Here is a 19,435-nt window from a genome sequence, read left to right as displayed (position 1 = left end):
CGTGAAGCTTACTTCAGTTCGACGGTGCCGCCGGCTGCTTCGATCTTGGCCTTCACGTCTTCGGCTTCGGCCTTGTTCACGCCTTCCTTGAGCGCCTTCGGGGCGCCTTCGACGAGAGCCTTGGCTTCGGTCAGGCCCAGGCCGGTGATGGCGCGGACTTCCTTGATGACCTGGATCTTCTTGCCACCGTCGCCGGTGAGAATGACGTCGAATTCGTCCTTCTCTTCAGCAGCGGCGCCAGCGTCGCCACCACCAGCAGGTGCGGCAACGGCAACAGCAGCGGCGGCGCTAACGCCCCACTCTTCTTCGAGCGCCTTGGCAAGCTCAGCGGCTTCCATGACGGTCAGCTTCGACAGTTCTTCAACAAGCTTGGCGATATCGGCCATGATGTTTCACTCCAAAATTAGGCTGGGGTTCCACACGGGACTGCCCCAATGAATAAGTCGCGATTTGCGATGAACCAGGCTTACGCTGCGTCCTTGGCGGCATATGCGCCGAAAACACGAGCGAGCTTGCTCGCGGGGGCGTTGACGAGCTGGACAACCTTGGTTGCCGGCGCGTTGACGAGACCCACGATCTTGCCACGCAGTTCGTCGAGGCTCGGCATCGAGGCGAGTGCCTTGACCCCAGCTTCGTCGAGCTTCGTTGCGCCCATCGAACCACCGACGATTTCGATCTTGTCGGTGGTCTTGGCGAACTCCACCACGGCCTTGGCCGCAGCAACCGGATCCTCGGAATAACCAAGGGCGGTCGGACCGGTCAGGTACTCGTCGAGACCTGCGTAGTCGGTGTCCTTCAGGGCGAGCTTGGCGAGACGGTTCTTCGCAACCTTGTAGGACGCACCGGCATCGCGCATCTTCGAACGCAGTTCGGTCGACTGGGCGACCGAGAGCCCCAGGTTGCGGGTGATGACCACCACGCCGGACTGGGCGAAGATCTCGCTGAGCTGGGCGACCGAATCGGCTTTCTGCGAACGATCCATGCCATACTCCTTCACTATGACCGCACGGGATGGCTCCCGGACGGCCGGCTACGTTTGTCCATGTTGCAAGATGCAACACGGGCGAGTCCGTTGAGGGGGAAGGAGTGCGCCACATTGGCGCGAAACGACGGACAACCCTGTATCGGGCGGACCGCCATGAAATCTCTGTTCCCCGTCTAGGCTGGAAATTAAGACCGGCAGATTCCGGTCACCAACTGTCTCGGACGGATGATCGGCCTGCGCTTGCGCACGTGCCGGTCGGGCGCGCATCTAGTCGAATCCGCGAAGGAGTCAAGGCGGACGCGCCAAAGCAAAGAGGCCCGCCCCCGAAGGGACAGGCCTCTCGCTAGTCTAACCGATCCGCGCGTCAGGCGCGGACGACGGAAAGATTATTCAGCAGCCGGAGCTTCAGCAGCGTCGGTAGCTTCGGCAGCCGGAGCAGCAGCGTCGGTAGCTTCAGCAGCCGGAGCAGCAGCGTCGGTGGCTTCAGCGGCCGGAGCAGCTTCTTCCATGGTGGCTTCAGCAGCGGCGGTGTCTTCAGCCGGAGCAGCTTCTTCAGCAGCCTTCTCACCGCAAGCGGCGAGCGACAGAGCGAAGGGAAGGGCGGCGACGAGTGCGATCTTCTTCATGGGTCTTCAATTCCTGTAACGCCGTGATTGGCGTGGACATAAAATAGCCTTATTTTCGCCAAGGAGAAGACACATTTTGCGTAGGAGCGAATTTTTCCCATTCCGCTGCAAATTCCGTGCTTTCACGCGGTGATCGGACTTTCATCTGGCGAAATCTGGCCGTCGAGCCTGTTGCGGACCAGCCTGGCGACGCGCACCGCGGCTGCGGCCGGAATGGCGACGATCAAGCCGACGACAAGCGAATCTACGGCCATCAACGCAAAGACCAGCGCTTGATCCTGGCCATATGCTATTTCGTGCAACTGGTTGTGGGCCAGGCTGGGCGGCACTCGCGTCGTGAAATACAGCGGAAGGGCATAGAAATAGAGCAGCCCGGTTCGCTTCGCCGATGACAGCGCATTGTTGACGTCGCCGTCTGTCGCGGCCGACGCGACCCATGCCATGAGAAGGGGTTCCAGAAGCAGCTGGCTCAGGCCGACCACCATACGGATCGTATCGACATGGTCTTCTTGCGCGTAGCTTCTCGTGTAGAAGATCGCCGCAAAGATCGAGAGCGAATAGACCATGTAGGGCAGGTACCGCGGTACCGCATCCGTAAGAGGGTCAATCCGCGTGCCATCGCGCTTGCCAGCGAAATGGCGGATCACGAAAAACCCGCCGACATAGACCAGAGCCATCTTTATCCAGCCGAAGATCATCCGCGTGCCGTCTTCGCCGACCGCGCGTGCGGCTTCCTTGCTTTCGAACATGCCGATCCGCACTTCGACCACGTGCTGGGCAAACTCCCACAAGACGATCCCGGCCATCAGCCAGGGCAGGGTCCTGAACGCGCGAACGGAGTCGGCCAGCGTGCCGACGAAGTCGGACGCAAAACGTTTGAGCCAGATCATTGGTCCTTCTCCTGGTATCCCAGCAGGTCACCGGGTTGGCACTGGAGCTCGCGGCAGATGGCCGCGAGGGTCGAGAAGCGGATGGCTTTTGCCTTGCCGGTCTTCAGGATCGACGCATTGGCAAGTGTCAGGCCGATGCGCTCGGCGAGCTGGGTGAGCGTCATGCCGCGATCCTGCAGCAGTTCCTCGAGGTTCACGACGATGGCCTGATCGTCCTCGGCCGGCATCAGACCGTTCCTTCCAGGTCGTCGCGCATCTGGGCGCCTTCGCGCAGCAGCCGGGCCAGGACGAACAGTAACGGGACCGCGAACCAGCCGGTGAGCGACAGCGACCAGCCGAAATACTCGCCGCTCACCTTGCTCGCCCAGATGGACAGTTGCCCGAATGCCAGATCCGCCACGTTGATGGCCAGCAGTGCCCAGGCAATGACTGACAGGCGTTGCGCATTGGTTTCGGAAAAGCCTTCACCGCGCTGGGTGTCATGGATCATGGCGGCGAGGCGCGTCAGGATCAGGTGGACCGCATAGGCGATCGGGATCACCATGGCGCAGGTCCATTCGAGCCAGGTGAAGACCACCTCGTCGGCACCCTGCACGCCGAGGGCATTGCGGAAACCTTCCTTGAACAGCCCCGGTTCGACCAAAAGCAGGGTAAACAGCGCTGCCATGGCCCAGTTCAGAAAGTTCGCGATCCGCAACGTGTGCTTGAGAATCGACAGCATGCCAGCCTCCTTATCGATAATCGATATGGCAGTCGCTGTTCTTATTGTAAATCGATAATATCGAATTTCGATATGACTGGTTCGATCGAGTGCATTTGGTGGCTGCTCACATTCGCGCTATGATTGCCTGCGCTGCCAAGGGGGATGGGAAGCGGAATGACACGGCAACTCTTCGTCAGGCTGGTCCTGTTCTACGCCTTCGTATCGCTTGCCGTTTACCTGGCGGTTTCCCTGTACCCGCCGCTGGCCGATTTCCTGCCCATCGGAGGTGCGCAGACGCTCCTCACCGCGCCACCTGCCAATCCGCTCGATGGGGTGGGTATAGAGGCCCGCCGCGTCGGCAATCTGGGCAGTTCGGTCGTGTGGCTGGTGGTCGCGGTCATGGGGGCTCTGCTGACCACCTTCCCGGTCACCTGGACGTACATGGCCAGCCGCAGTCGCAAGGAATACGATCAGGCGCTCGTCGAAACGATGATCGTCCTGCCGATCGCAGTGACGTCGATCGTAGTCATGGTCCACGATTCCCTGGCGCTGGCCTTCTCACTCGCCGGGATCGTCGGCGGGGTGCGCTTTCGCAACACGCTGAAGAGCTCGGGCGACGCGATCTACATCCTGCTCGCCATCGGTATCGGGCTTGCGGCCGGGATCGGCGCGCTCGAGATCGCGCTGGTCATGACGGTGATGTTCAACTTCACCTTCGCCTTCTTGTGGCTCGTCGATTACGGTGCGCTGCAAGGCACGCATCGCTATTTGCGCCCGACCGATCCCGACGATGCGGAGACCGGGCTCGATCAGGTCGACCAGTCGGGCGAGGGTGCCTAGAGGCAGGCGCCGGTCAGCTTCTTCGCGATCCTGTCGCTGTCGCCGATGTCTTCGAAGAACCCGGCAAGATATTGTCGCATGGACTGGATGCTGCGCGTTTCGAGTCCCGGAATGCGGCCCAGTTCGGCCTCGATTTCCCCGCGCGCGTTGCGGTAATTCTCGAGCTGGGCAGGCAAGGCTTCGTTGAAGGCGCAATACCCGCGATAGATGCGGTACCTCACATTGGGGATGCGCAGCTTTTCGCTGGGAACGGCATAGGGTGCATCGACCAACCCGGCATTGTCGAAATCATAGGGGACCGGCGTGAGGTTGGCGGCGGCGTCCTTTGCCTCGCCGAAGAGGCGTGAATTGTGGCAGCAGTCGGCAGGGTCGGGCCCGGCATCCATGGCCCAGTCGGTATTGCCGATCATGTATTGGAACAGCGAGTACCGCGCGCCGTCCTCGCGGTTGAGGACTGCGACCCGGACGTTGCCGGTGTCGACTTCCTTCAGGCCGACGCGCTTCGCCGCATCGTCACCGTCCTCGATGAAGAAGCCGATGCGGGTGGTCACATCCTTGCCGCCATCGCGGTAGGTGACCCGCGCCAGCCTGACCTTGAAGCTCTCGGGCGTCAGGATGTTGTACAGCCGGTAGGCGGCGTATTCGCGCAGCACGATTTGCTCGAACCGCGCGTTGTCGTTGCAGTGCGTGACAAGCTTGATGCGTTTTTGCTTGCGGAAGAGGGATGCCGCATCGGGCTTGTCGGGAAAGCCGATGCGCAGGGGCGGGAAACTGCACTTGTCCTTGCGACGCCGCGAGATGCCCCGCGCCGAAATTTCGATGGCATGGCTTTCGCCCGCCGCCGTCAATGTCGCCGGGCGGACTTCGTCGGAGCTTTCGGCACGCCTCGCCACTTCGCGTACAGGTCCATCGATCGTGGCATCGAGAACCGCGTCGCTGCCGAAAAGCGGCGTGACCTCGTCGCCTGTGTCCTCGCCTGAGGCAGAGGTGCCGAGGAGTGCCAATGAAAGCACGCAGAGCTTCGCCAGTCTCATTGTCGTTCTCCTGCCTTGGATACGCCCTGTAGGGCGCGACGCGACCATTGGCCGTCCTTGCCCCGCTCGTGCGCCCAGGTCTGGCCGCCGAGGACTTCGAGAAAGCTGGCCGGCCCGCCGTAGGCACGCGAGATGCCGGTATCGATCCGGATTAGCCGTCCGTCCTGCTCTTCGGTTATGCCGTTGGGGTTCGGAGTGTGGCCGACGACGAGCCGGGCGGCACCGAGCCGCGCAAGTACCGTCGCAAGTTCGCCATCGGGTGCTGGTCGGACGCCCTGATCGGGCGCGCCCGCGACATTGCCGCGGTACCACAGCGGCCCGAGCGGGTCTTCGAAGACTGGCCGAACGACCTGCGCCCCCTCTTCCAATGCTGCTCCGTATCGCGCGTTGATCCTCCCAATCGGGTCAACGCTTGCCTCCAGGCTGATCCCGCCATGGACGAAGAGCGTGTCGCCAAGCCGATAGATGGCCGGTCGGTCGGCCGCCCATTTCCCCAGCTCGCCTCCTGGCGCCCACGCATGGCGATGCTCGACGAGACCGAGAGGGGTCGCCGCCATCCATGCGGTGCGGACCGCGTCTTCCGAAATATCGGGCGATGTCGTGCGGGCCCGCGCGACCAGCGTTGGCGCCATGGCTTGCCAGGCCTTCTTGCGGGTCCGCTCTGATTTGCGGGTGACGAATGCCGCATATTCGCCCGGGTCGACGTAGCGCAGGTCGCCGATGACGTTCATCGCCTCGTGATTGCCCAGCAGGACGACAACTCTACCGCCCGCCATTGCGGCCTCTTTGTCGAGCGTCTGGAGGTGGCGGATGATCTTCAGCGAATCCGGCCCACGGTCGACAATGTCGCCCATCTGCACGAGTACCGTGCGCCCGCCGGTCCAGTGCTTCCCGTCGGTGCTGGCGCCGGACGCCCGGGCTATTTCGAGCCAGGCGCCGTAGTCGCCGTGGAGATCGCCCACCGCGACGACACGCTGCTCCTCGGCCATGGCGATCGCGGGCATGCTCGCAAGGAGCAGGATCGCCACCAGCCTGCGCACCGATGCCAGCAATCCGCGCATCGCTCTCCCCCATGGTTCGTCGCGCGACACTAGCACATTATCGACCCTTCTCCGCATCCGGGATTTCCATGTTTGACAGGGGCGGGGACTCTTCCTACATGCTCCCTCGACCGCCCGCTTCGAGCAGGGCCGATTCATGCGCGGGGATCGGCTTCAGGATGGAAGGGGCGCTTCCATAATCGCGACGCTTGATAAGCTGCAGCTTGCCGCCGGTATCGGTGTGCCTACGCTGCGGCCTTTTCGCGTCCCGGTCATGGTTCTCACGCGCATGAGACACGAATTACCGGAGCTGTCCGCGCAGCCTCCGGCGCACACGAGAAGAGGTACACACCCCTTATGGCTACCAAGGCGAAGGCTCCGAAGAAAACCCGGGGCGCGAAGGCATCGGGCACGGCGAAGCGCCGCATCCGCAAGATCTTCGGCGACATCCACGAAGTCGTCCAGATGCCCAACCTGATCGAGGTCCAGCGCGAGAGCTACGAACAGTTCCTCCGCTCGGACAAGGAAACGGGCTACGTTTCCGGCCTCGAGAAGACCCTGCGTTCGGTTTTCCCGATCCGTGACTTCGCCGGCACTGCCGAACTCGACTTCGTCCATTACGAACTCGAACCGCCCAAGTACGACATCGTCGAGTGCCGCCAGCGTGGCATCACCTACGCCGCGCCGATGAAGGTCACGCTGCGCCTGATCGTCTTCGAAGTCGATCAGGAGACCGAGACCCGTTCCGTGCTCGATATCAAGGAGCAGGACGTTTACATGGGCGACATGCCGCTCATGACCGAGAACGGCACCTTCGTCATCAACGGTACCGAGCGCGTGATCGTGTCGCAGATGCACCGTTCGCCGGGTGTGCTGTTCGACCACGACCGCGGCAAGACGCACTCTTCGGGCAAGCTCCTCTTCGCCGCCCGCATCATTCCTTACCGCGGCAGCTGGCTCGACTTCGAGTTCGACGCCAAGGACATCGTCAACGTCCGTATCGACCGCAAGCGCAAGCTGCCGGTCACCGCGCTGCTTTATGCGCTGGGTCTCGACGACGAGGGCATCCTCTCGCACTTCTACAACACCGTCACCTGGAAGCGCGCAAAGGACGGTTGGGAAATTCCTTTCGTGGCCGAGCAGTGGCGCGGCCAGAAGCCGGCTTTCCCGCTGATCGATGCCAAGACCGGCGAGGAAATCTTCCCCGCTGGCCAGAAGATCAGCCCCCGTGCCGCGAACAAGGCTGCCAAGGACGGCCTTGCCACCCTGCTGCTGCCGACCGAGGAAATCTTCGGCCGTTATGCCAGCCGCGACATGATCGACGAGAAGACCGGCCGCATCTACATCGAGGCCGGTGACGAAGTCGCCGCCGAGAACCTCGAGGCGCTCGACAAGGCCGGCATCGACGCGATGGACCTGCTGGATATCGATCACGTCAACACCGGTCCCTGGATCCGCAACACGCTCAAGGTCGACAAGGCCGAGAACCGCGACGAGGGTCTGGAAGCGATCTACAAGGTCATGCGTCCGGGTGAACCGCCGACGAAGGAAACCGCCGAAGCCCTGTTCGAAGGCCTGTTCTTCGACGGCGAGCGCTACGACCTCTCGGCCGTGGGCCGCGTCAAGCTCAACATGCGTCTCGACCTCGACGCCGAAGACACCGTCACCACGTTGCGCAAGGAAGACATCCTCGCGGTGGTGAAGGAGCTCGTCGACCTCAAGGACGGCAAGGGCGAAGTCGACGACATCGACAACCTCGGCAACCGCCGTGTCCGCTCGGTCGGCGAACTGCTGGAAAACCAGTACCGCGTCGGCCTGCTCCGCATGGAGCGCGCCGTGAAGGAGCGCATGAGCTCGGTCGACGTGTCGACCGTCATGCCGAACGACCTCATCAACGCGAAGCCCGCCGTGGCCGCGGTACGCGAGTTCTTCGGTTCCAGCCAGCTCTCGCAGTTCATGGACCAGACCAACCCGCTGTCGGAAGTCACCCACAAGCGTCGCGTCTCGGCGCTCGGACCGGGCGGCCTCACCCGTGAGCGCGCGGGCTTTGAAGTCCGCGACGTCCACCCGACGCACTATGGCCGCATCTGCCCGATTGAAACGCCGGAAGGCCCGAACATCGGTCTGATCAACTCGCTCTCGACCTTCGCCCGCGTCAACAAGTACGGCTTCATCGAAACGCCGTACCGCAAGGTGATCGACGGCAAGGTGACCGACGAGGTGATCTACCTGTCGGCCATGGAAGAGCAGAAGCACACCGTCGCGCAGGCGTCGGCCGAACTCAACGACGACGGCTCGTTCGTCGAGGAGCTCGTCTCGGCCCGTCACGACGGCGACAACCTGATGGCTCCGCGCGAGCACATCACGCTCATGGACGTCAGCCCCAAGCAGCTCGTCTCGGTCGCGGCATCGCTCATTCCGTTCCTGGAGAACGACGACGCCAACCGTGCACTCATGGGCTCGAACATGCAGCGCCAGGCCGTGCCGCTGGTCAAGGCGGAAGCGCCTTGGGTCGGCACCGGCATGGAAGAAACTGTTGCGCGCGATTCGGGCGCAGCCATCGCGGCCACCCGCGGCGGTATCGTCGACCAGGTCGACGCGACCCGCATCGTGATCCGTGCAATCGGCGATGTCGAACCCGGCCAGTCGGGCGTCGACATCTACACGCTTCAGAAGTTCCAGCGTTCGAACCAGAACACCTGCATCAACCAGCGTCCGCTGGTGAAGGTGGGCGACACGATCGAAGCCGGCGACATCATCGCTGACGGTCCGTCGACCGACCTGGGTGAGCTGGCACTGGGCCGCAACAGCCTCGTCGCGTTCATGCCCTGGAACGGCTACAACTACGAGGACTCGATCCTCATCTCCGAGCGTATCGTGAAGGACGACGTCTTCACCTCGATCCACATCGAGGAATTCGAAGTCATGGCGCGCGACACCAAGCTCGGGCCCGAAGACATCACCCGCGACATTCCCAACGTCGGCGAGGAAGCCCTGCGCAACCTCGACGAGGCGGGCATCGTCTACATCGGCGCCGAAGTGCACCCGGGTGACATCCTCGTCGGCAAGATCACGCCCAAGGGCGAAAGCCCGATGACGCCGGAAGAAAAGCTCCTCCGCGCCATCTTCGGCGAAAAGGCCAGCGACGTGCGCGACACCTCGCTCCGCCTGCCGCCGGGCGTTGCCGGCACGATTGTCGAAGTCCGTGTGTTCAACCGCCACGGCATCGAGATCGACGACCGTACCCGTGCGATCCAGAACGAGGAAATCGAACGCCTCCGCAAGGACGCCAACGACGAACGCGCGATCCTCAACCGTGCGACCTACAACCGCCTGCGCGACATGCTCCTCGGCCAGACCGCTTCGGCGGCTCCGAAGGGCGTGAAGAAGGGCGAGGTGATCTCGGAAGGCCTGCTCGAGGAAATCGACCGCCACGAATGGTTCAAGTTCGCGGTGGCCGACGATGGTCGCCAGGCCCAACTCGAAGCCGTCAAGTCGCAGTACGACGACGCGGTGAAGACGATCGAAGAGAAGTTCGAGGACCGCAAGGAGAAGCTCGAGCGCGGTGACGAACTCGCCCCGGGCGTTCTCAAGATGGTCAAGGTCTTCGTCGCGGTGAAGCGCAAGCTGCAGCCGGGCGACAAGATGGCCGGCCGTCACGGTAACAAGGGTGTGATTTCGCGCATCCTGCCGGTCGAGGACATGCCGTTCCTCGAAGACGGTACCCCGGTCGACCTCGTGCTCAACCCGCTGGGCGTGCCTTCGCGCATGAACGTCGGGCAGATCTTCGAAACGCACCTCGGCATGGCGGCCCGCAACTTGGGTCACCAGATCGGCGAGCAGCTCGAGGAATGGCGCCGGGCGAACCCGAATGCCGCGGAAGACTATGCCAAGGCCAAGCCGCCCGAAGCGGTGGTGGAGCGCCTGAAGGACGTCTACGGCGAACAGTACCACGAGGAGATCGAGGCCCGTTCGACGGCCGAGATCGTCGAGCTGGCGACCAATCTGAAGACCGGTGTCCCGATGGGTACCCCGGTGTTCGATGGCGCCCGCGAAGGCGACGTGACGATCCAGCTCGGCAAGGCTGGTCTCGACAGCTCGGGCCAGTCGGTCCTGTTCGACGGCCGCACGGGCGATGCCTTCGACCGCAAGGTCACCGTGGGCATCATCTACATGCTCAAGCTGCACCACCTCGTCGACGACAAGATCCACGCCCGTTCGATCGGTCCCTACTCGCTCGTCACCCAGCAGCCGCTGGGCGGTAAGGCGCAGTTCGGCGGCCAGCGCTTCGGTGAGATGGAGGTCTGGGCACTCCAGGCCTACGGTGCGGCCTACACGCTGCAGGAAATCCTCACCGTGAAGTCGGACGACGTGATCGGCCGTACCAAGGTCTACGAGGCGATCGTCAAGGGCGACGACACCTTCGAGGCCGGCATTCCGGAGAGCTTCAACGTGCTCGTCAAGGAAATGCGCAGCCTCGGCCTCAACGTCGAACTCAAGTCGCATGGCGAAGAGGACGACGAGGACCAGTGGCCGGAGGCGGCGGAATAACGGAGGCGGGCTCCGGCCCCCTCCATACCGCCCCCAGAGAATTCACCCGTTTAGGGAATTAAGTCATGAACGAACTGACCAAATTCACCAACCAGCTCGCCAAGCCGGAAACCTTCGACGAGATCCAGATCGGCATCGCGTCACCCGAGCGTATTCGCAGCTGGTCCTTCGGCGAGATCAAGAAGCCGGAAACCATCAACTACCGCACGTTCAAGCCCGAGCGTGACGGCCTGTTCTGTGCGCGCATCTTCGGCCCCGTGAAGGACTACGAGTGCCTGTGCGGCAAGTACAAGCGCATGAAGTACAAGGGCGTCGTCTGCGAAAAGTGCGGCGTCGAAGTCACCGTGACCAAGGTCCGCCGCGAGCGCATGGGCCACATCGAGCTCGCCGCTCCGGTCGCGCACATCTGGTTCCTGAAGTCGCTGCCTTCGCGCATCGGCCTGCTGCTCGACATGCAGCTCAAGCAGCTCGAGCGCGTGCTGTACTTCGAAAGCTACATCGTCACCGAGCCGGGCCTTACCGCGCTGGAGAAGTTCCAGCTGCTGACCGAGGACGAACTGCTCGACGCGCAGGACGAATATGGTGAAGACAGCTTCAGCGCCGCCATCGGTGCCGAAGCGGTCAAGACCATGCTCATGGACCTCGACCTCGAACAGGAACGCGAGGACCTGCTGGAAGAGCTCGCGACCACCAAGTCGAAGCTCAAGCCCGCCAAGATCATCAAGCGCCTCAAGGTCGTCGAAAGCTTCATCGATTCCGGCAACCGTCCTGAATGGATGATCCTTGAAGTGATCCCGGTCATTCCGCCCGAACTGCGCCCGCTGGTGCCGCTCGACGGTGGCCGCTTCGCGACGTCGGACCTCAACGACCTCTACCGTCGCGTGATCAACCGCAACAACCGCCTGAAGCGCCTCATGGAACTGCGCGCGCCGGACATCATCGTCCGCAACGAAAAGCGCATGCTCCAGGAAGCCGTCGACGCACTGTTCGACAACGGCCGCCGCGGCCGCGTGATCACCGGTGCCAACAAGCGTCCGCTGAAGTCGCTGTCCGACATGCTCAAGGGCAAGCAGGGCCGCTTCCGTCAGAACCTGCTCGGCAAGCGCGTCGACTATTCGGGCCGTTCGGTCATCGTGACCGGTCCGGAACTCAAGCTGCACCAGTGCGGCCTGCCCAAGAAGATGGCACTCGAGCTGTTCAAGCCGTTCATCTACGCCCGCCTCGACGCCAAGGGCCTGAGCATGACGCTCAAGCAGGCGAAGAAGTGGGTCGAGAAGGAGCGCAAGGAAGTCTGGGACATCCTGGATGAAGTCATCCGCGAACACCCCGTTCTCCTGAACCGTGCGCCGACGCTCCACCGCCTCGGCATCCAGGCTTTCGAGCCGGTGTTGATCGAGGGCAAGGCGATCCAGCTTCACCCGCTGGTCTGCGCCGCGTTCAACGCCGACTTCGACGGTGACCAGATGGCCGTTCACGTCCCGCTGAGCCTCGAGGCCCAGCTGGAAGCGCGCGTGCTGATGATGTCGACCAACAACATCCTCTCGCCCGCCAACGGCAAGCCGATCATCGTTCCTTCGCAGGACATGGTCCTCGGCCTCTATTACCTGTCGATGGAACGCCAGGAGAAGACCCCCGAGTTCGTCGAGAACGAAAAGGGCGAAAAGGTCGAGAAGCTGCCGATGTTCGCCGACATGGCCGAAGTGCACCAGGCGCTGGAAACCAAGGCGGTCTCACTGCACACCAAGATCCTTGCCCGCGTGCCCCAGGCCGACGAGCAGGGCAACATCAGCATGCAGCGGTTCGAAACCACCGCCGGTCGCATGCTGATCGGTGAATGCCTGCCGAAGAACCACAAGGTTCCCTTCGACATCGTCAACCGCCTTCTCACCAAGAAGGACATCGCCGACGTCATCGACGAGGTCTATCGCCACACCGGCCAGAAGGACACCGTGCTGTTCGCCGACGCCATCATGGCGCTGGGCTTCCGCCACGCGTTCAAGGCCGGCATCTCCTTCGGCAAGGATGACATGATCATCCCGGAAGAGAAGGAAGGGCTGGTCGAAGCCACCAAGGCGCTGGTTGCCGATTACGAGCAGCAGTACCAGGACGGCCTGATCACGCAGCAGGAAAAGTACAACAAGGTCATCGACGCCTGGAGCCAGTGCGGCGACAAGGTGGCCGATGCCATGATGGACAAAATCCGCTCGCGTCCGATCGACAAGGACGGCAAGGAAGGCGAGATCAACTCGATCTACATGATGTCGCACTCCGGTGCGCGTGGTAGCCCGGCACAGATGAAGCAGCTGGCCGGCATGCGCGGCCTGATGGCCAAGCCGTCGGGCGAGATCATCGAGAACCCGATCATCTCGAACTTCAAGGAAGGCCTGAACGTCCTCGAGTACTTCAACTCGACCCACGGCGCCCGCAAGGGCCTCGCGGATACGGCACTGAAGACGGCGAACTCGGGTTACCTGACCCGCCGCCTCGTCGACGTGTCGCAGGACTGCGTCATCATCGAGGAAGACTGCAAGACCGAACGGGCGCTGGAAATGCGTGCGATCGTGCAGGGTGGTTCGGTGATCGCGTCGCTCGGCGAGCGTATCCTTGGCCGCACCGTGGCCGAGGACATCGTCAATGCCTCGACCGGCGAAGTGATCGTCAAGGCCGGCACGCTGCTCGACGAACCGATGGTCAAGGCCATCGAGGAAGCCGAGACGCAGGTCGCCAAGATCCGCTCTCCGCTGGTCTGCGAAGCCCAGCAGGGCGTCTGCGCAACCTGCTACGGTCGCGACCTTGCTCGCGGTACGCCGGTGAACATCGGTGAAGCAGTCGGCGTCATCGCCGCACAGTCGATCGGTGAGCCGGGCACGCAGCTGACCATGCGTACCTTCCACATTGGCGGTGCCGCGCAGCTCAACGAGACCAGCCACCTCGAGGCAATCTCGGACGGCAAGGTCGTCTATCGCGACATGCCGACCATCGTCGACAAGAAGGGTCGCATCTTGTCGCTCGCCCGCAACGGCGAACTGGCAGTGATCGACGCCGAAGGTCGCGAGCGCGAGATCCACAAGGTGCCCTACGGTACCGTGCTGATGCACAAGGACGGCGACAAGGTGAAAACCGGTGAGCGTCTGGCAGAGTGGGACCCGTTCTCGCTGCCGATCATCACCGAAACCTCGGGCGTCGTGAAGTATCAGGACCTCGTCGACGGCACGACCATGGAAGAACGCGTCGACGATGCCACCGGCATTGCCCAGCGCGTGGTCACCGAAATGCGCGCCAGCGGCCGCAAGAAGGACGACCTTCGTCCGCGTCTCACCCTGTTCAACGATGCAGGGGACGAAAGCGAAGCCTCGCGCTATATGCTGGCGCCGGGCACCGTGCTCTCGGTCGAGGACGGCCAGCAGGTCGAAGCCGGCGACATCCTTGCCCGTGCCTCGCGCGAAGCGGCGAAGACCCGCGACATCACCGGCGGTCTGCCGCGTGTTGCCGAACTCTTCGAAGCCCGCCTGCCCAAGGACAATTCCATCATCGCCAAAATTTCGGGCAAGATCGAATTCGTTCGCGAGTACAAGGCCAAGCGCAAGATCGCGATTATCCCGGAAGAGGGGGATCCGGTGGAATACCTGATCCCCAAGACCAAGGTGATCGACGTCCAGGAAGGCGACTTCGTGAAGAAGGGCGACACGCTCATCTCGGGCTCGCCCAACCCGCACGACATCCTCGAAGTCCTCGGGGTGGAGGCTCTGGCCGAATACCTCGTGAACGAAATCCAGGAAGTCTACCGACTGCAGGGCGTGAAGATCAACGACAAGCACATCGAGGTGATCGTTCGCCAGATGCTGCAGAAGGTCGAGATCACCGATGGCGGCGATACCGTACTGCTGCCGGGCGAGCAGGTCGATGCGGAAGAACTGAACGAGGTGAACTCGAAGCTGGCGAAGGGCAAGCAGCCTGCCGTCGGCACGCCGATCCTCCTCGGTATCACCAAGGCTTCGCTCCAGACGCGTTCGTTCATCTCGGCGGCTTCCTTCCAGGAAACCACCCGCGTGCTCACGCAGGCGGCAGTCGAGGGCAAGAAGGACACGCTGATCGGTCTCAAGGAGAACGTGATCGTCGGCCGTCTCATCCCCGCCGGTACCGGCGCGGGCATGAACCGCATGCGCATCACCGCCTCCAGCCGCGACGCCGCGCTGCGTGCCTCTTGGAAGCGGGCGCAGGAAGCCATCATCGCTGCCAACACGGCAGAGGAAGAGCATGCTGCCGAACTGGCCCAGGGTCCCGAAGCTGCCATTGGCGATGATCCGCTGGCGGTGATGGAAGGCGAAACCCACGGCACCGACGCAGATGCCGGCGAATACCTGAACCCCGAAGCGAGCGACGGCGAATAAGCCGACCCGACCGTAAGGGTTGAATCGGGCCTCGCGGAGCAATCCGCGGGGCCCTTTTTCTTGGGATGAGGGCCGGGGTTCACCTGTGCTGCCGAGGGTTGAGGATTGCGTAACGGCTTCGATTGCCGCAATAATCTGGACTGCACCGGGCCAGGCTGGCCTTGTGCGCCGAGGGGCAATGAACGGAACAGCCACCCAAACCGAGGCCATGCGCCTCAAGGTCCTCTCCCGCCGGCTGACGGCGGCCAGTGCCGGTGCACCGGGAGCCGTCGCGTCCAGCCTTGCATCGGCGGCCGTTCTTCTCGGTGTCTTCCATGGCAGCTTCCGCAATGTGGCACTGGTGATCTGGGCGACCACACTAATTCTTGCCGTGCTTCTGCGCCTTGGCATTTCCATGACTTCGGACCTCACCTCTGCTGACGAGGCCTATCTCTCCCGGCGACTGCGCCTGACCGCGATGGCAATGTCGGCGGTCAGCCTCGCATGGGGTATTGGCCTGCCGGTCTTCGCAGCAAGCGGGCAGGGCGGACCGGTCGCGGCGTTGGCATGTGTGGGGACAGCGATGTTCGTAGGGGTGCTGCTGATGCACCGTGCCATTCCCGTAGCTGCCTACGTCCACATCGCGGCACTTGGTGCAGGCCTCGCGGGCACCGCTTATATGGTTGCCGGCCTCGCCGCCTGGCCGCTGCTTGCCTTGCTTGTGGTCTATGCCTTCACCTTGTGGCAGGCGATCCAGCGCATCGAGAGCCAGTTCATCGCCTCGATTGGCGCGGAGATCGAATACGCGGCCACAGCCGATACGGTCTCAATGCTGCTCCACGAATACGAGGAGCAGTCGTCCGACTGGCTCTGGACGACGGGTCCGCGGGGCAACATGCGCGATGTCAGCGCGCGGTTCGCCGCGGCGGCGGGCAGCGATATCGACAGGATGGAAGGCAAGTCCCTGCTGTCGCTGTTCCAGAAGGGGGAGGAGCGTGATCGCCTGGCTCGCCACCTGATCGAGCAGAGCCCGTTCCGCGACCTGCTGGTCAAGCTGAGGATTGACGGAGAAACGCGGTTCTGGAGGCTATCGGCCCGCGCGCGTCCCGACGGACGGATGGGCGGCGTCGCCCGCGACGTGACCAACGATCGCATGATCGAAGAGCGCGTCGCCTTCATGGCGCACTACGACAACCTCACGGGCCTCGCCAATCGTTACCTCTTCAACGAGCGGTTGCGGGTGATGCTTGGCGCCAGCGAAGGAAGGGGGGCGAACGTGGCGCTGTTTTATCTCGATCTCGACGATTTCAAGTCGATCAACGATACCCGCGGGCACCTCGTCGGTGACCGGCTATTGCGCGAGGTGGGCACCCGGCTGGAACAGGAAGTGCGCGCCGACGATCTCGTGGCGCGCTTGGGCGGGGACGAGTTCGCGGTCCTCATCGAAACCCGCGCCGGTATGGGCATGCTCATCGAACGTGCCCACCGCTTCCTCTCGGTCGTGCGCGAAGCCTACGAGATCGAGGGACACCATTACCGCGTTTCGACTAGCATCGGGGTGGCGCGCTGTTTCGATGGCGATTGCGATGCAGAGGAACTCATGCGCCGCGCCGACCTCGCGCTCTTTGCAGCCAAGAAAAAGGGCCGGGACACGTTGGCGATATTCGAGCCCGCTCTTGACCGCGAAGCGCGGGACCGGCGCGAACTCGAAACCGACCTGCGCGAAGCCATCGCGCGCGGCCAGCTGAGGATCCATTACCAGCCCACCATCGACCTCGATACGGGGGCGACCACGGGATACGAGGCCCTTTTGCGCTGGCATCACCCGCGCCGGGGCGTCATCGGTCCTGCCGAATTCCTCGACATAGCTGAGAACAGTGGCCTCATCATTCCGGTCGGCGAATGGGTGATCCGCCAGACGCTGGCAGAAACCGCGGCATGGCAGGGCGATTTCCGCATCGCGATCAACCTTTCGCCTACACAGGTGCGTAGCCCGCATCTCGCGGCCCTGGTCGCCCAGGCGATCCATACCAGCGGGATTGCCGCGGAAAGGATCGAGTTCGAAATCACCGAGCATGTCCTGATGCAGCAGGGCGAGGCAGCGACGACGACGCTCAACAAGCTGCGCGGGCTCGGCGCACGGATTGCCCTCGACGATTTCGGCGTTGGCTATTCCTCGCTCGGCTATCTCCAGCAGTTCCGCTTCGACCGGATCAAGATAGACCGCAATTTCGTCCAACGGCTGGAAGACGATGCCGACAGCCAGGCGATCGTCTCGAGCATCACGCGCATGGCCGAAGCGATGGGGATCGCGACCACGGCCGAGGGGATCGAGAACCGCCGCCAGCTGGACCTGTTGCGCAAGCTCGGCTGTAATGAGGCGCAGGGGTTCCTGATCTGCAAGCCGGCTCCGGGCGAAACCTTTGCTACGGCGGAGGCGGCGGAAGCCGCTCTCGCCGACACGGGCTCGGTCGTGCTCGAATATCGCAAGGCCCGCAGGAACGCGAACCAGCGCCGCGGCGGGCAAGTCGCATGAGGCGCGCTGCGTTGGCGTGCATGCTCCTTTCTGGTGCCTGCACCCCGGCGAACGACAGCCAAACGCATGGCCCTGTCACGCAGACCGAAATCACACAGGCCGCAGTCCAACCGGCGGGAGAAATTCCCGAGACTATTGTCGGCGAATATCGCCTCGCCGGGATCGACGGGGAGGACCTGAACTCGCCGACCGGAATGGCCGTCTCGATTGGCGAGGATACCATCTCCTTCGAGCCCAAATGCCTCGGTTCCGTGTGGACTTATTCCCTCTCGCACGGCGACCTGAGGCTGGAGCGCGATCCGCGATACGGACCCCAGAAGAACAAGGACGGTAGCATCGTGAGCTGCCTTCCCGCTGTGACGCCCGAGTACGGGCGTCTCTCCGAGGCGTTCTCGGCCGTCGAGAAAGTGCGTCGCACCCCGGCCAACGCTCTGGAATTCAGCGGTGGCGGTCACTCCGTAACGCTGTTCTCGCAATAGCCCGCAGGCTCGGCTATCGGGCGCCGCATGACGTTCACAACCCGCTTTGCCCCGTCTCCGACCGGACGGCTCCATGTCGGCAATATCCGCACCGCGCTGCACAACTGGATGCTGGCGAGAAAGAACGGCGGGCGTTTCCTGCTGCGCATCGACGACACCGATGCGGAGCGCAGCCGCGAGGAATATGTCGAGGCGATCCGCACGGACCTTTCCTGGCTGGGCATCGACATTGACGGCGAGGAGCGGCAGTCGCAGCGCTTCGAGGTATATGAGCGCGCCTTCGAAGCATTGCGCGAGAGCGGGCGCATCTACGCTTGTTACGAGACTGCGCAGGAACTGGAATTGAAGCGCAAGATCCAGCTCGGTCGCGGCCTTCCGCCAATCTACGACCGCGCTGCGCTGGCGATGTCCGACGATGATCGCGCGGCCAAGGAGGCGGAAGGGATTGCCCCGCACTGGCGCTTCAAGCTCGATCATGCCGAGCCGATAGTGTGGGAAGATGGTGTGCGCGGACCGCAGAAATTCGATCCGGCGCAATTGTCCGACCCGGTCATCCGGCGCGCCGATGGGAGCTGGCTCTACATGCTGCCAAGCGCGGTCGATGATTGCGACATGGGCGTCACGAATGTCCTTCGCGGCGAAGACCATGTAAGCAACACTGCGGTTCAAATTCAGATGTTTACCGCACTTATTGCTGCACTCTATCCGGCGCAGCAAATTCCGCATTTTGCGCACGAGGCTTTGCTTGTCGGAAGTGAGGGCAAGCTGTCGAAGCGGCTCGGTTCGCTGGGCTGCGATGCATTCCGCGAGCGCGGCATCGAGCCCGAAGCGATTGTGGCTTTGCTGGCGCGGCTCGGCACTTCGCAACCGGTCGAACCGATCGCTGACCGGCAGGTTCTGATCGATACGTTCGACCTCTCCACCTTTGGCCGCGCTCCCGCCCGGTTCGACGATGCCGAGCTTGAACGCCTCAATACCGCGCTGGTCCATCACATGGATTTCGACCGCATTGCGCATCGCCTGCCCGAAGGCATCGACGAGGCTGGCTGGCACGCGATCCGGCCCAATCTCGCCCACATCGACGAAGCAGCGGAATGGTGGCGGATCGTGACCGGCCCGATAAACCAGCCCGCGTTTCCGGACGAGGACCGTGACTACCTCTCTCTGGCGGCGCAGACCCTCAGTTGGGGCGACGACCCGTGGCACGCCCTCACGGCTGCGCTAAAGGAGGCGACGGGGCGCAAGGGCAAGCCGCTGTTCCTGCCGCTGCGCCAGGCGCTGACGGGTATGGACCACGGGCCCGATATGGGCGAACTGTTGCCGCTCATCGGAGAACAGCGTGCGCGCGAACGGCTGGAGGCCGCCGCCGCACAATAGGGGA

At 63.1% G+C, this 19,435-nt stretch carries 14 protein-coding genes; 6 read left to right on the top strand and 8 right to left on the bottom strand.

The genetic code is table 11. The annotated features are described in order from the left end of the window. Window positions 1–8 precede the first annotated feature (8 nt). The 6 genes from rplL to IRL76_RS11450 all read right to left on the bottom strand — a co-directional run bounded on the left by rplL (window position 9) and on the right by IRL76_RS11450 (window position 3,222). Complete coding sequence (rplL, locus tag IRL76_RS11475; protein ID WP_200981466.1) at window positions 9–386, bottom strand: 50S ribosomal protein L7/L12; 378 nt, start codon at window positions 384–386, stop codon at window positions 9–11. Window positions 387–466: 80 nt separating this feature from the next. Further along, entirely contained in the window at window positions 467–982 is a 516-nt protein-coding gene (rplJ, locus tag IRL76_RS11470; protein ID WP_200981465.1) for a 50S ribosomal protein L10, read from the bottom strand. A gap of 389 nt (window positions 983–1,371) precedes the next feature. Beyond that, the gene (locus tag IRL76_RS11465; protein WP_200981464.1) at window positions 1,372–1,611 is read right to left on the bottom strand and encodes a hypothetical protein; all 240 of its coding nucleotides are present in this window, start codon (window positions 1,609–1,611) and stop codon (window positions 1,372–1,374) included. A gap of 122 nt (window positions 1,612–1,733) precedes the next feature. Beyond that, on the bottom strand, window positions 1,734–2,501 hold the full coding sequence (locus tag IRL76_RS11460; RefSeq protein WP_200981463.1) for a hypothetical protein: 768 nt from the start codon (window positions 2,499–2,501) through the stop codon (window positions 1,734–1,736). Next, a complete protein-coding gene (locus tag IRL76_RS11455) occupies window positions 2,498–2,728 on the bottom strand; it encodes a helix-turn-helix domain-containing protein (RefSeq protein WP_200981462.1) in 231 nt (76 codons plus the stop codon). The genes IRL76_RS11460 and IRL76_RS11455 overlap by 4 nt, the downstream gene beginning before the upstream one ends. Beyond that, on the bottom strand, window positions 2,728–3,222 hold the full coding sequence (locus IRL76_RS11450) for a DUF2975 domain-containing protein (protein ID WP_200981461.1): 495 nt from the start codon (window positions 3,220–3,222) through the stop codon (window positions 2,728–2,730). The genes IRL76_RS11455 and IRL76_RS11450 overlap by 1 nt, the downstream gene beginning before the upstream one ends. Window positions 3,223–3,378: 156 nt before the next feature. Between IRL76_RS11450 and IRL76_RS11445 the strand changes: the two genes are divergently transcribed. Then, window positions 3,379–4,044: a DUF4956 domain-containing protein gene (locus IRL76_RS11445; protein WP_200981460.1), complete on the top strand. Its 666-nt coding sequence runs from the start codon at window positions 3,379–3,381 to the stop codon at window positions 4,042–4,044. Here the strand turns inward: IRL76_RS11445 and IRL76_RS11440 are convergent. Both IRL76_RS11440 and IRL76_RS11435 read right to left on the bottom strand, forming a co-directional pair. Next, entirely contained in the window at window positions 4,041–5,078 is a 1,038-nt protein-coding gene (locus tag IRL76_RS11440; RefSeq protein ID WP_200981459.1) for a hypothetical protein, read from the bottom strand. The two genes, IRL76_RS11445 and IRL76_RS11440, sit on opposite strands and share 4 nt — an antisense overlap. Next, window positions 5,075–6,139, bottom strand: coding sequence for a metallophosphoesterase (locus IRL76_RS11435; RefSeq protein WP_200981458.1), 1,065 nt, complete (start codon window positions 6,137–6,139; stop codon window positions 5,075–5,077). The genes IRL76_RS11440 and IRL76_RS11435 overlap by 4 nt, the downstream gene beginning before the upstream one ends. 336 nt (window positions 6,140–6,475) lie before the next feature. Here IRL76_RS11435 and rpoB point away from each other — a divergent pair, with 336 nt between their 5' ends. The 5 genes from rpoB to gltX all read left to right on the top strand — a co-directional run bounded on the left by rpoB (window position 6,476) and on the right by gltX (window position 19,431). Continuing rightward, complete coding sequence (gene rpoB, locus IRL76_RS11430; RefSeq protein ID WP_200981457.1) at window positions 6,476–10,669, top strand: DNA-directed RNA polymerase subunit beta; 4,194 nt, start codon at window positions 6,476–6,478, stop codon at window positions 10,667–10,669. A 65-nt stretch (window positions 10,670–10,734) separates the two neighbouring features. Then, complete coding sequence (gene rpoC, locus IRL76_RS11425) at window positions 10,735–15,060, top strand: DNA-directed RNA polymerase subunit beta' (RefSeq protein WP_200981456.1); 4,326 nt, start codon at window positions 10,735–10,737, stop codon at window positions 15,058–15,060. Between the two features lie 178 nt (window positions 15,061–15,238). Continuing rightward, the gene (locus tag IRL76_RS11420) at window positions 15,239–17,575 is read left to right on the top strand and encodes a putative bifunctional diguanylate cyclase/phosphodiesterase (RefSeq protein ID WP_200981455.1); all 2,337 of its coding nucleotides are present in this window, start codon (window positions 15,239–15,241) and stop codon (window positions 17,573–17,575) included. An 11-nt stretch (window positions 17,576–17,586) separates the two neighbouring features. Continuing rightward, window positions 17,587–18,054 carry a hypothetical protein gene (locus IRL76_RS11415; RefSeq protein ID WP_200981454.1) on the top strand — a complete coding sequence of 156 codons (468 nt, stop codon included), beginning with the start codon at window positions 17,587–17,589 and terminating at the stop codon, window positions 18,052–18,054. A gap of 27 nt (window positions 18,055–18,081) precedes the next feature. Continuing rightward, complete coding sequence (gene gltX / locus IRL76_RS11410) at window positions 18,082–19,431, top strand: glutamate--tRNA ligase (RefSeq protein WP_200981453.1); 1,350 nt, start codon at window positions 18,082–18,084, stop codon at window positions 19,429–19,431. The last annotated feature ends 4 nt before the right edge of the window (window positions 19,432–19,435 follow it).

The sequence above is a fragment of the Qipengyuania soli genome, assembly GCF_015529805.1.
GTDB classification, from domain to species: Bacteria; Pseudomonadota; Alphaproteobacteria; order Sphingomonadales; family Sphingomonadaceae; genus Qipengyuania; species Qipengyuania soli.
The sequence above is the reverse complement of the archived record's forward strand: the minus strand, read 5'-3'. Positions and strand labels throughout refer to the sequence as shown.